Raw genomic sequence first — 12,028 nt, 5'->3', positions numbered from 1 at the left:
TAAGAGGTAACAATCATGCCGTATATTAATGTAAAAATTACTGATGAAGGCGTAACTAACGAACAAAAACAAGCGATCATAAAAGGCTGTACTCAATTGATGGTCGATGTTTTAAATAAAAATCCAGCCACTACTTTCGTTGTTATTGATGAAGTGAATACGGATAACTGGGGGATTGGCTTTGACCAGGTGACAGAGCTGCGCAGGCAAGGGTTAACATCGTCGGCAGAATGAAACCGGAAGGAGGCATAATGAACTATTTTCAACAGCCAGTATTTTATGCTTTATTGATGTGTGTAGCAGGGTTTGGAATCCCTGTCATGGCAGCGTTAAATGGCAGCTTAGGTGAAAAGCTTCACAGCCCTGCATTGGCTACAACTATTTTATTTATGGTTGGCGGTGTAGTTTCACTGGCAAATCTATTTTTGTCCGGCGGTATATCTAAATCCCCAATTCAAGCGCCAATCCCCATCTTGTTTTATATGGGAGGCCTGTGTGTAATATTTTATATTCTTAGCATAACATGGGTTGCACCTAAATTTGGTGTTGGCAATGCCGTTTCTTTTGTGTTGTTAGGGCAGATAATATCTATGGTAGTGATTGATCACTTCGGGCTTTTGGGTGCGTTACAACATTCAGTTTCTACTCAGCGTTTAACAGGATTAGCTTTAATGATTGTGGGGATATTTCTGACTGTTCGTCGCTTTTAATAAAATCATTGCGGTTAGAGTAAAAACTAAAAATGTCAGCATACCTGATAGATCGGAAGTTAATGTGAGTTTAGTTGTTATTGTAATAGGGGTGTTAGTTAAAAATTAATGTAGTTTGTAGCCCGGATGTAGTGCAGCGAAATCCGGGAATTGTAGTTATGTTAATTAAAGTCAAAAGCCCCGATTTCACTTTTCTGCATCCGGGCTACGGGTATGAGATTGTATTTTAATTTAATTACGCACAAGCCTAATTTCAATATGGCAATTTACTGCCTCTGCATATTTGCGTAATGTAGATATTGAGGGCGAGTGTTTTTTATTACCTCCACCTGCTTCTAGTCTGGCAATTGCGGGTGTTTTTGTTCCCATACGATGAGCTACTTCCGCTTGAGTAAGTCCTGCATTCATTCGGGCGTTTAGTAGTTCATCAAAAAGTGAAAACTCTTCTTCAAGTGAATCGTATTCAGACTTAACGTCCGGGTTGTCGAGCATTTGTTGTTTAAGTTCTTTATGTGTTCGCATTTGCTTTTACCTCTTTCATGCGTGCAATGGCTACTTTGAATTCGTTAGAAGGTGTTTTGCTGGTTTTTTTGATAAACGAATGCAGCATAACAATGCGTTTATTTACCAGTGTGCAATAAAAAACACGGCCAATACCTTCTTTTGATTTTAAGCGAAGTTCAAATAATCCATCCTTCATTGTTCAGAGGTGCCCTGATGTGGCATACCCAGATTGGCTCCATAAATACACATCCTGTCTGTCAGGTGTATGTATCTGGCCTGTATACCAGCAGGAAATTTTAAAATCTCTTTCTGGAGTCCCTGATTGTAATAGGTGATTTCCCAATCCATAATCAAATATTAACATATTTGTTAATATGATCAATAGGTAGGTATTATTGATGACAGGGGTGTGGTGGTTACTTTGAAGCAGTTTAAACTTTATTTTAGTGATGTTAAGTCTGATTATATTAATTCGTTTTTACCGGCTTCTACTATTGAGCCGAGTCGTTCTACTGTTAGCCATACGCATTTTTTGTTTCGTTTGCGTAATGGGGTTTATCTGGTGCATGTGGATGCCATAAAAGTGTGTTGGGGGGTTGTTGTGAGAGGTATTAGTCGTTTTATGGTTTGCTTCGTATCGCAATAATTATCGTCAGCTATTACATAGAGCTGGTTTGTCTTATAGTAAATTATTCATTGCTTCAATAATTGTGCAGGCCTCCTGTTTGTGCACATTTGAGGCGCATTTCCTGAAATTATTCACTTCGTAATAATATTAAATATACTAAAAACAATGACTTATTAATTGGCACATGTTTTGTATAGGTATATAACGATTACTTTTTATCTGAATATCAATGTCGGTATTTAAGCTGTGTTTACTGATAATACGGTTATGTGTGTAATTAGGCAGTGAGCTCTGAGAATTCATTTATCCATTCTCATTTGTGAATGTTTTTAATGTGTTGAGGGTGGCTATGGTTTTTATATGTTTATTGAACAGAGTTAATTATGAATATTACATTAATTTATGAAAGTGTAGAGCACCAGAATAAAACGGCTATGTTGCTGGTTGATGCAGGTTATACCATTAATAAAACCTGTGATACAGAATCTCAGTGGTTCGATGATGTAAAAAAAGATACGCCTGATGTATTGATTATATCGGTGAGTTCACCTAACAGAAAATTATTTCAACAACTGGGTAATTTTAAAGGGCAGGTAATTTGCCCGGTTATTGTTTTGGCGAATACTGCGGAAATAAATATCACCCAGGATGTTATTTTAGCGGGTGCAGATTCTTGTGTAACCGGTAATATAGCAGCTAATCGTATTCAGAGTTTAATTGAAATTTGTCTGGCACGATTTAAAGTAACGCGGTTTCAAATAGAAGAAATTGAAGGTCTGAATAAAAACATTGAATCACTTGAATCTCGGTTAAGTGATAGAAAAGATATTGAAAAAGCCAAAGGTATGTTGATGAATTCATATAATATGAATGAAGACGATGCGTATAATGCAATGCGTCGAATGGCGATGGATACGGGTAATAAGTTAGGTGATGTGTCGCGTAATATTATATCGATGTCAAATATTTTAAATTAATAGATGGCAACACAAAGCATAAATAATTGGCTTCAGCCTGTCTTATAAAAATAATCTGTTACTTCTTAATCTTTAGTTTTTTCAAAACACTAATATATAGCCATTAGATTGAGTACATTGAAAATATTCTTAATGACATGATTTATTTATGAGGTATATAAATAAACGTTGTTGTTAAATTTATTAATTCTTTAACGCACAACATTAGTGCCTACTTATGTTTCTTGCACTAAATCTGTTCTGTATGAAGCTTATAAAGGCCTAAAACACCCTTTTTATAAGGGATTGCTAATTGGCACAGTGCGTGCATTGTTACTATTAAGGGTCAACGGCGATCTAGTAATTCAACCGATAGTTTAGTTTTAATTACTGACTATCAACTTTTATTAAATTTAATTTTATTTCTATTAAGCGGGCAAAGGCGTCCTCATACAGGTTAACACTGTGTATGAAGGGCGCTTTTTTTTGCCTGTGAAAAATTAAAATAACGGGAGAGAAAGATGTTTCTTAAACATAAAATATTTTCACGACGTAAATTTTTAAAACAAATATCGTTAACAGCCGTTATGGCTTGTAGTGTTGGGTTTAGCGGTGCTTATGCGGCTGAGCCAGAAAAAGAAGAACTTAAATTCGGCTTTATAAAACTAACCGATATGGCGCCTTTAGCTATTGCATATGAAAAAGGTTATTTCGAAGACGAAGGTTTATACGTAACACTGGAAGCACAGGCTAACTGGAAAGTGCTGCTGGATAGAGTGATCGATGGGCAGTTAGATGGTGCACATATGTTAGCGGGTCAGCCCCTGGGTGCAACCATTGGTTACGGCACAAAGGCCGATATTATTACCGCATTCAGTATGGATTTAAATGGTAATGCGATTACGGTCTCGAATGATATCTGGAAGCAGATGAAACCCCATGTGCCACATGAAAATGGTAAACCTGTTCACCCTATAAAAGCAGATGCATTAAAACCGGTGGTTGAGAAATTTAAAGATGATGGCAAACCATTCAATATGGGCATGGTGTTTCCCGTATCAACTCATAACTATGAGTTACGTTACTGGTTAGCAGCAGGTGGTATACACCCGGGTTATTACGCACCGGCTAAAGGTGATGTTTCGGGCACTATTGATGCAGATGCTCTGTTATCAGTAACACCACCTCCTCAAATGCCCGGCACGATGGAGGCTGGAACAATTTATGGTTATTGCGTAGGTGAGCCCTGGAATCAACAGGCGGTATTTAAAGGTATTGGTGTGCCAGTGGTAACTGATTATGAAATATGGAAAAACAACCCTGAAAAAGTTTTTGGTGTGAGTAAAACCTGGGCTGATAAAAATCCGAATACGCATATAGCGGTTGTTAAAGCCATGATACGTGCAGCGAAATGGTTAGATGCTGAAAACAATAAAAACCGCCCTGAAGCGGTGAAGATTCTATCTCAGAGTAATTATGTAGGTGCTGATTATGATGTGATTGCAAACAGTATGACAGGCACGTTTGAATATGAAAAAGGTGATAAACGTGAAGTACCTGACTTTAATGTGTTCTTTCGTTATAACGCAACCTATCCATATTACTCAGATGCTATCTGGTACTTAACTCAGATGCGCCGTTGGGGACAAATTGCAAAACCAAAAGCGGATAGCTGGTATATGGATATAGCGAAACGTGTTTATCGCCCTGACATATATGCGACAGCAGCCAAGGAGTTAATTGTAGAAGGAAAAATTAAAGCGACAGAGTTTCCTGATTTTTCTACTGAAGATGGCTTTCGTGCACCGCAGAAACACTTTATTGACGACATCGTTTATAACGGAAAAAAACCAAACGATTATTTAAAGGAATTTAAAATCGGTTTAAAAGGAAAGGATACCGTTAACTAAATAGATAAATAGTCTCATTCATACGGTTCACAGATAGAAAGGTGGGTTGATTGAATGAGACTAAATTAAAAACAGGATAAATATCATGTTCACTGGAATATTTAAAAGATGTATTTTATTAAAACGATCTTTGTTGCCTTCTCTATCTGAATCGAATGGAAAGACTAGCATGTCAAATTATAGAAGTCTTAGTTTACTAAACAACAAACAAACAAAAGCACTGGTTATTCCCATTGTTGCTTTTCTAGTTTTTTTAGCGGTATGGCATATTAGCGCAGCCAGCATTATAACTTCATTGGGTCAGGTGCCCGGGCCTTCACAGGTTTGGTCACAAACAATTGTGTTAGTGGATGAGCATATACAGGAACGTGAGAAAGCAGAAAAATTTTACCAGCGTCAGATTGATCGAAATGTGAAAAAGCTGGAAAAAAATCCGCATGCTATAGTAAAAATTCGTAATTATACCGGTAACCCGACTTTTATTGATCAGGTGGGCACCAGTTTAATTACAGTATTAACCGGTTTCTTTATCGCCAGTGTCATTGCCATACCGATTGGTGTGTTTAGTGGTTTGAGCAGCACGGTGCATAAGGCAATCAATCCGTTAATTCAGATTTTTAAACCCGTATCACCCCTGGCATGGTTACCTATTGTTACGATTATTGTCTCTGCGGTTTATACCTCGGAGAACCCGATGTTTGCAAAATCATTTGTAACCTCAGCCATTACCGTAACACTTTGTTGTATCTGGCCAACCATTATAAATACCACCTTAGGTGTTTCCAGTATCGATCAGGATTTAAAAAATGTAAGCCGAGTATTACGTTTGAGCTGGATGACGAATATTACAAAAATTGTCATACCTTCATCTGTTCCCATGATATTTGCCGGTTTACGTTTATCACTGGGTATTGGCTGGATGGTATTAATTGCCGCTGAGATGCTGGCTCAAAATCCGGGGCTAGGTAAGTTTGTGTGGGATGAGTTTCAAAATGGTAGTTCTAATTCATTAGCTCGCATAATGGTTGCAGTATTTGTAATCGGTTTTATCGGCTTTATGTTAGATCAGATTATGTTGTTACTACAGCGAAAAGTGTCATGGGATAAAACTGCTGAAGTTCGTTAATTTATTATTTAAGGATAGAGTTATGTCAAACGCATATTTAAACATTAGTGAAGTTACTATCGATTTTCCGACAGATAACGGTTATTACCGTGCATTAGAAAAAGTCAGTTTGGGTATAGATAAAGGTGAATTTGTTTCTTTAATTGGTCATTCAGGTTGTGGTAAATCTACCGTATTAAATATTGTCGCGGGAATGCATCAGGCCACATCGGGTGGAGTATTGTTAGAAGAAAAAGAGGTGAATGAACCCGGGCCAGACAGGGCAGTGGTATTTCAGAATCATTCATTATTACCCTGGTTAACGGCATACCAGAATATTGAACTCGCGGTGGATACTGTTTTTAAACAGACCAAATCAAAAGCTGAAATAAAAGACTGGATTAATCATAACTTAGAGTTGGTGCACATGAGCCATGCAAAAGATAAATTACCTTCGGAAATTTCAGGGGGAATGAAACAGCGTGTCGGTATTGCCCGTGCACTGTCAATGAAACCTAAAATATTATTAATGGATGAGCCCTTCGGAGCATTAGATGCGTTAACCCGCGCCCACTTGCAAGACTCGGTAATGGAAATTCATGCGGAACTAGGCAATACGGTTGTTATGATTACCCATGATGTGGATGAGGCGGTTTTACTCTCAGATAGAATTGTAATGATGACAAATGGCCCGGCTGCTGGCATTGGTAATATATTAAAGATCGATCTTGAACGACCACGAAACCGGTTAGCTCTTGCCGATAATGAAAAGTTTAATCACTACCGTGCTGAAGTATTAAAGTTTCTGCATGAACGACACGAAAGAAAAGAAGTCGCTTAGGTTAACATCGTCAGTCCAAATTTCAGATATGGCTAACGCCTACATTTTTTCTGCAAGGTTTAAGTTGTGCATGATGATAGAAATAAAGTCATAAGTAGATTGACGGTCGTAGATCGGATGTTTTTACAATGTTTTTAAAGTTAATGACGGTTTCTGTCCTATAGATATGATTCATTTTTATAAAGAATAAATATCGTAGATTTTTATAGTTATCAGGTTGTAATGATTTTGTTTTTTAATTTTGTTTATAATTTATTTTTTATAAATCTGCTTCTTATGTATCTGGCATTAGTGATGTTGAAAATAGAGTCTTATGTGTGCTCTAACTCACAAATAATATTACTTTTTGTATGACGGTCTTTCGATGCAGACTAATTAAAGTTGCTATGACGAGTAAATATTAAATAAAGTGAAATATAAATGTTCAATACAATAAGTAAATTAAAACGCGCTGCTGTGCTTGTATCATTAACCATTGTCGGTTTTACAAGTAGTGCCGTTTAAGCTGCAGATATTGCCAGTGGAGATGGTTGCACTCATAACAGATCCGACAAAAGATCCGGAACCAGCCTGTATCGCACTTCAAATTGGGATGTATCTATTAATGAGCCCTGGTGGCGCTGCACCTGCTGATGATGTCACTCTTTGCGTTCAAACGAGTGGTGTAGAATTAATTAATCCTGATAATAATATTCATACAAGAGCGAATCCAAAGCCTGCTTGTGCCACTCCTAATGGCGTTAAAACTGCTTCACTTCAAGGCCTGTTAAATGGCTTTGAGAGCATGTGCGGAAAAGTTGTGATTTGTACGTTATGCACAATGAGTCGTGGAATTACACAGCTTACTAATGGAATATTTGCTAATCCAGTGATTATTCATAATTTATTCCTCAGTGCAGACAAGGTAATGACTTTTTAATTAATATTAAAGAAGTGAAAAGATAACGGCAGTTTTTATGGCGGCCGTTTTTTTTTGGTTTATCCTGTATATACGAATGTGATTGATAGACTATGTTACTCTCACTATTCTTTATGCTCTTTTATACACTGAAAATTAAGCTGGAATACATTTATGTTACGCACAAAACAACGTTTTTTGACAATAACCTTGCTCCTTGGATTTTTAATCAGTATTTCCGGTTGTACAATACCTGTTTGCTGTAGCCAGCCTGAGCCAGAGCCTGTTCCGTCAAAAATCATCCTGGAAAAACGTTAGCTGATTAACGCTTACTAAAAAGACTCAACCTTCTATGCTTTGCATTGAAACATTCGAACCTGTGATTGAAACCAATTCCGGAGTTTAATTCCGGGAAGTCTATCTGGTATTATCTCATTACAAATTCAGCAATATTAAACCCACCTTTGCAATAATCGATGGCAGTGCTCCATGACAATGCTCTCAGGTCCATCATGGCTCGTTATAGCTCACTATCGTTCAATTATGTGATATTGAACGATAGGATGACTATACATCGAAAATTCAGCAGGTAAAATGTTCCCCCGTTACCCTTCAGGATATGCCCATTAGGTATATGTTAAGAGGGAATATGTTAGAAGCCAGCCTATAAGAGCCACATTGGGAAGGCAGGTTATATTCAGCTATTACAAAAGATCAGCAGGCCATTACCCGGAATTAAGTGATTCGCACATGACTAGAAATATTGAACTATTAGCGCCCGGTGGCGATGTTGAAGCCATTAAAGCAGCTGTTATTGCCGGTGCTAATGCGGTTTATTGTGGGCTGGATAATTTTAATGCGCGGAACCGTGCCTCTAACCTTACCTTTGACGACTTATCCGGCATCTTACGTTTAGCGCACAAATACGATTGCGAAGTGTTTTTGACCTTAAATGTCGTCATTCTGGAGCAGGAGTTACGCAGCTTAATCAAACTGCTGAACAAGCTGGTTAACACCGGTATCGATGGCATCATCGTACAGGATCTGGGTGTTTTTAATCTGGTAAAGAAATACTTTCCATCGCTGAGTATTCACGCTTCAACTCAGTTAACGACGCTTAATGAAGGTCAGATATTATTTCTGGCAAAAATCGGCGCATCACGGGTTAATCTGTCACGTGAATTAAATATTGACGAAATAAAATCATTAACGGCACTCGCCCACAGGCACGATGTGCTCACCGAAGTTTTTGTGCATGGCGCTCTGTGTATTGCATTTTCTGGCCAGTGTTATTCCAGCTCGGTTAGCGTGGGTAACTCAGGTAACCGTGGAAGTTGTAGTCAGGCATGTCGTGATGAATATGAAGTGACTGCGGCGGGCAATCGTTTTCCACTCAACCTGAAAGACAATTCTGCTTATTTTGATTTGCCGGCATTAGTCGATGCTGAAGTTGACTCATTGAAAATTGAAGGTCGTATTAAAAATGCACACTATGTTTATACCGTAGTCGATACCTGGAGAAAGCAGGTTGACGAGTTTGTTGAAACCGGAAAGCTGTTGGCCGACGACTCTAACTTGCACCGCGTATTTAACCGTGATTTTACGAATTCTTTTTTACAGGGCAATCTCAGTAAAGATATGTTTATTGATAACCCTCGTGATCACAGTGTTAACCATGCCATTAAAGAAAATAATGCTGTGTTGGTGGAGGATGTTCTGCATGTGAAGCAGGTACTGTTCACAAAGAAAAATGAACTCGGGGACGAGCTTGCAGAAAAAATAAAATATTTGAGTATTGCAAAACAACCGTTAGTACTAACTTTTTCAGGACAGTTAAATGCGCCTTTATGTTTAACGATGACGATAGGTGATAGTGACAAAGTTCACCACGTGAAAACACAATCGCCGCTCATATCTGCAAGTCAATCTGCCATCGATCAGACAACACTGGAAAAACGATTTAAAAACTTTGCAAGTAATGATTATCGTATTGACGGGTTTGAATGTAACGCTCTGGATGATGGTTTAACTATTGCGTTTAAAGAACTGACAGCTTTGAAAAATCAGGCGGCTTCATTATTAAATAATTCAGTCGACATTATTCCCAATGTTGACATAGCACCGTTAGAGAAACATAAAAAATTGGCAGATAAACCTGCTTTGTCGATATTAATTGCCGACGAAAAAGATATGCATCTGTGTGATCTAACTGATGCTGATGTGTATTTCAAGTTGCCAGAAAGTCTTAAAAAAGGCTGCAATAAACACATCGATATTTTTTTGCGCAATCCTCGCCTGATACCCTGGTTTCCGGCGGTATTAATTGGTAAAGATTATGATGAATCTGTGCGGTTACTTGAACAAGTTCGCCCTGAACGTATTGTTAGTAATAATACCGGCATTGCTTATAAAGCATTTGAAATGGACATTGATTGGATTGCGGGACCATTTTTAAATACCACCAACTCTTATGCATTGTTAACGTTGAAAGAAGAATTAAATTGTGCCGGGGCTTTTATTTCAAACGAAATTAATCGCATGCAAATAAAAAATATTGCAAGACCGGATAATTTCAAACTGCTGTACAGTATTTATCATCCGATTTTAATGATGACCAGTCGCCAGTGTTTCTTTCAGCAAACCGTAGGCTGTAAAAAGCCAACCATTGAAGACGGTTGTATGCTGAAGTGTACAAAAGCCACGACGATAACGAATGTAAAGGGTGTTTCTTTTGCCGTCGATAAACAAAAAGGTGGCTACCCCAGTATTTATAATCATGAACAGTTTTTAAACCTGGACATCGTCAGTGACCTTGCCGATTTATTTGATGAATTTTTTATTGATTTAACTAATATTGGCGCTGGCTCTAAAGCGGAGTTAGACAAAGCGCAACTGGTTAAATATTTTGAAAACCTGTTAAGCGGTGATGATCAGGCACCACAGAAATTAAGTAATATGGTTAGCATTTCGACTAACGCACAATATCGTCAGGGTTTGTGAAATGATGGTTGGCTTGCCATCTCTGAATAACGTTATCGTGGATAAAAGGGGGCAGTCCCGTTTTATTAATGCATCGCTCAGTATTCCCACGGGGAGCGTGGGGACGAGAAATCGAAAACTGGAGTTCGGATTAAAATCATAAGCTTATGACATTGCCAATACTCTATTCTCTGCAAAACTGCCCATACGCGATGCGTGCAAGACTCGGCATATTATTAGCTCAACAAACTGTCAGGTTGCGTGCAATTGTTATGCAAGATAAACCACCTGAAATGTTAGCGCTATCCCCTAAAGGTACAGTACCTGTTTTAGTGTTAGAAGCTAAGAGCAATAAAACCGTCATCGATGAAAGTTTAGATATTATGTTGTGGGCGCTTAAGCTTAATGATCCTGGAAATTTACTCTATTCGCAGGATACAGATGCACTCGTGGAAATGCTTAAAATAATTAAAGATAATGATGAAAATTTTAAGCCGAAGTTAGAACAATACAAACGTGCCAAACGTTTTCACGGTGATGATGAAGAGCAGTGTCGCCTACTGTGTGAACCTTTTATTCAAAGTCTGGAAATTCGCCTGACACAACATGAATTCTTAATGGGCTCTACACCCAGCTTACTCGATTATGCCTTATTGCCTTTTGTTCGACAGTTTTCCCGGGTAAACCGACAACTGTATTTACAGGGCCCGTACACGCATTTACAGCGCTGGTTAAACCAACATCTGCAAAGCCGGTTGTTTTCAAAAGCGATGTTCAAATACCCGTTATGGTTAGATAACCATGAAGAATGTTTGTTTGGTAAGTGAAAGTTAAGTGTTTAATCGGGTGCTCATCATAAAAAATCTATATAAACAAAGCTTCAGGTTGTGTTTAGGGTCTTTGTTACCAGAGTTGCCTCGATGGGAATTTATTCGTTTCAAGTTACTTTCCTGTAACAAAATAAACGAAGAAGCCAATCCAGCTTAAGATCAATAAAATCCATGGTAGTTTGTTATGCTTAACCGTTGAGGGCCCAACTGTATTCTCAATAGTAGGTTCGGGTAACGGTTTACTCGTTGATACTTTTTTTAGTTTCTTGTCTAACTCTCGAGCCTTTTCTTTGTGTTTCTTTTTGTATTGTTCTATACCTTTTTGTATTCCCTGAGTGATTAACTTTGTCTGTTCTCTCGTTTGCCCCGGTCTTTGAGTGCCCAATGCTATTTTTGTGGCATCTTCTTTTGTTTGTTCTGAAATTTTATTCTTTTTAGAATGTTTAGCCATGATTTACCTGATTTATTGTCTGCTGCATAGTAACACTGATAAGTTGTGTTGCTCCAGTTTAACTCCACTACTTATCATTGATCCTGTTTATTCAGGTTGTACTTTCGGCTTTTGTCACTATGGGGGGCTCGATAAGCATGATAACCATAAACTATACCAGTTTTATCAAACTTACTTTTAATTGACTACGTAATGTAGACGTTTTGATTCAATACA

General features: G+C 38.0%; 12 protein-coding genes. 9 read left to right on the top strand and 3 right to left on the bottom strand.

Features of this window, described 5'->3' with window-relative positions:
* Nucleotides 1–15 precede the first annotated feature (15 nt).
* On the top strand, nt 16–234 hold the full coding sequence (locus DIZ80_04600) for a 4-oxalocrotonate tautomerase (GenBank protein ID RDH84751.1): 219 nt from the start codon (nt 16–18) through the stop codon (nt 232–234).
* Between the two features lie 17 nt (nt 235–251).
* Nucleotides 252–710 (top strand): hypothetical protein, encoded by a 459-nt coding sequence (locus DIZ80_04595; GenBank protein RDH85036.1) that lies wholly within the window; start codon nt 252–254, stop codon nt 708–710.
* Nucleotides 711–941: 231 nt separating this feature from the next.
* Here DIZ80_04595 and DIZ80_04590 read toward each other — a convergent pair whose 3' ends face one another.
* Nucleotides 942–1,232: a transcriptional regulator gene (locus tag DIZ80_04590; protein ID RDH84750.1), complete on the bottom strand. Its 291-nt coding sequence runs from the start codon at nt 1,230–1,232 to the stop codon at nt 942–944.
* Nucleotides 1,219–1,410: a hypothetical protein gene (locus DIZ80_04585; protein RDH84749.1), complete on the bottom strand. Its 192-nt coding sequence runs from the start codon at nt 1,408–1,410 to the stop codon at nt 1,219–1,221. Before DIZ80_04585 ends, DIZ80_04590 begins: the two co-directional genes overlap by 14 nt.
* An 815-nt stretch (nt 1,411–2,225) precedes the next feature.
* Here DIZ80_04585 and DIZ80_04580 point away from each other — a divergent pair.
* From DIZ80_04580 to DIZ80_04550, 7 genes are all read left to right on the top strand, one after another.
* Nucleotides 2,226–2,819 carry a hypothetical protein gene (locus DIZ80_04580; protein RDH84748.1) on the top strand — a complete coding sequence of 198 codons (594 nt, stop codon included), beginning with the start codon at nt 2,226–2,228 and terminating at the stop codon, nt 2,817–2,819.
* Nucleotides 2,820–3,319: 500 nt separating this feature from the next.
* Nucleotides 3,320–4,708 carry a nitrate ABC transporter substrate-binding protein gene (locus DIZ80_04575; protein ID RDH84747.1) on the top strand — a complete coding sequence of 463 codons (1,389 nt, stop codon included), beginning with the start codon at nt 3,320–3,322 and terminating at the stop codon, nt 4,706–4,708.
* A gap of 169 nt (nt 4,709–4,877) precedes the next feature.
* Nucleotides 4,878–5,834: a nitrate ABC transporter permease gene (locus DIZ80_04570; GenBank protein RDH84746.1), complete on the top strand. Its 957-nt coding sequence runs from the start codon at nt 4,878–4,880 to the stop codon at nt 5,832–5,834.
* Nucleotides 5,835–5,856: 22 nt separating this feature from the next.
* On the top strand, nt 5,857–6,654 hold the full coding sequence (locus DIZ80_04565; GenBank protein ID RDH84745.1) for a bacitracin ABC transporter ATP-binding protein: 798 nt from the start codon (nt 5,857–5,859) through the stop codon (nt 6,652–6,654).
* Between the two features lie 520 nt (nt 6,655–7,174).
* Nucleotides 7,175–7,573, top strand: a complete 399-nt coding sequence (locus DIZ80_04560; GenBank protein RDH84744.1) for a hypothetical protein — start codon at nt 7,175–7,177, stop codon at nt 7,571–7,573.
* A gap of 729 nt (nt 7,574–8,302) precedes the next feature.
* The gene (locus DIZ80_04555) at nt 8,303–10,552 is read left to right on the top strand and encodes a collagenase-like protease (GenBank protein RDH84743.1); all 2,250 of its coding nucleotides are present in this window, start codon (nt 8,303–8,305) and stop codon (nt 10,550–10,552) included.
* A 146-nt stretch (nt 10,553–10,698) separates the two neighbouring features.
* On the top strand, nt 10,699–11,358 hold the full coding sequence (locus tag DIZ80_04550; GenBank protein RDH84742.1) for a glutathione S-transferase: 660 nt from the start codon (nt 10,699–10,701) through the stop codon (nt 11,356–11,358).
* Between the two features lie 115 nt (nt 11,359–11,473).
* Here the strand turns inward: DIZ80_04550 and DIZ80_04545 are convergent, their stop codons facing one another.
* Nucleotides 11,474–11,812 (bottom strand): DUF2956 domain-containing protein, encoded by a 339-nt coding sequence (locus DIZ80_04545; GenBank protein RDH84741.1) that lies wholly within the window; start codon nt 11,810–11,812, stop codon nt 11,474–11,476.
* Nucleotides 11,813–12,028 lie beyond the last annotated feature (216 nt).

The organism is endosymbiont of Galathealinum brachiosum, assembly GCA_003349885.1.
GTDB lineage: Bacteria > Pseudomonadota > Gammaproteobacteria > SZUA-229 > SZUA-229 > SZUA-229.
The sequence above is the reverse complement of the archived record's forward strand: the minus strand, read 5'-3'. Positions and strand labels throughout refer to the sequence as shown.

Bases quoted from the DNA above. Each gene is read 5' to 3' on its own strand.
- DIZ80_04600 (RDH84751.1), top strand. From the start codon at position 16: ATGCCGTATATTAATGTAAAAATTACTGATGAAGGCGTAACTAACGAA.
- DIZ80_04595 (RDH85036.1), top strand. From the start codon at position 252: ATGAACTATTTTCAACAGCCAGTATTTTATGCTTTATTGATGTGTGTA.
- DIZ80_04590 (RDH84750.1), bottom strand. From the start codon at position 1,232: ATGCGAACACATAAAGAACTTAAACAACAAATGCTCGACAACCCGGAC.
- DIZ80_04585 (RDH84749.1), bottom strand. From the start codon at position 1,410: ATGAAGGATGGATTATTTGAACTTCGCTTAAAATCAAAAGAAGGTATT.
- DIZ80_04580 (RDH84748.1), top strand. From the start codon at position 2,226: ATGAATATTACATTAATTTATGAAAGTGTAGAGCACCAGAATAAAACG.
- DIZ80_04575 (RDH84747.1), top strand. From the start codon at position 3,320: ATGTTTCTTAAACATAAAATATTTTCACGACGTAAATTTTTAAAACAA.
- DIZ80_04570 (RDH84746.1), top strand. From the start codon at position 4,878: ATGTCAAATTATAGAAGTCTTAGTTTACTAAACAACAAACAAACAAAA.
- DIZ80_04565 (RDH84745.1), top strand. From the start codon at position 5,857: ATGTCAAACGCATATTTAAACATTAGTGAAGTTACTATCGATTTTCCG.
- DIZ80_04555 (RDH84743.1), top strand. From the start codon at position 8,303: ATGACTAGAAATATTGAACTATTAGCGCCCGGTGGCGATGTTGAAGCC.
- DIZ80_04550 (RDH84742.1), top strand. From the start codon at position 10,699: ATGACATTGCCAATACTCTATTCTCTGCAAAACTGCCCATACGCGATG.
- DIZ80_04545 (RDH84741.1), bottom strand. From the start codon at position 11,812: ATGGCTAAACATTCTAAAAAGAATAAAATTTCAGAACAAACAAAAGAA.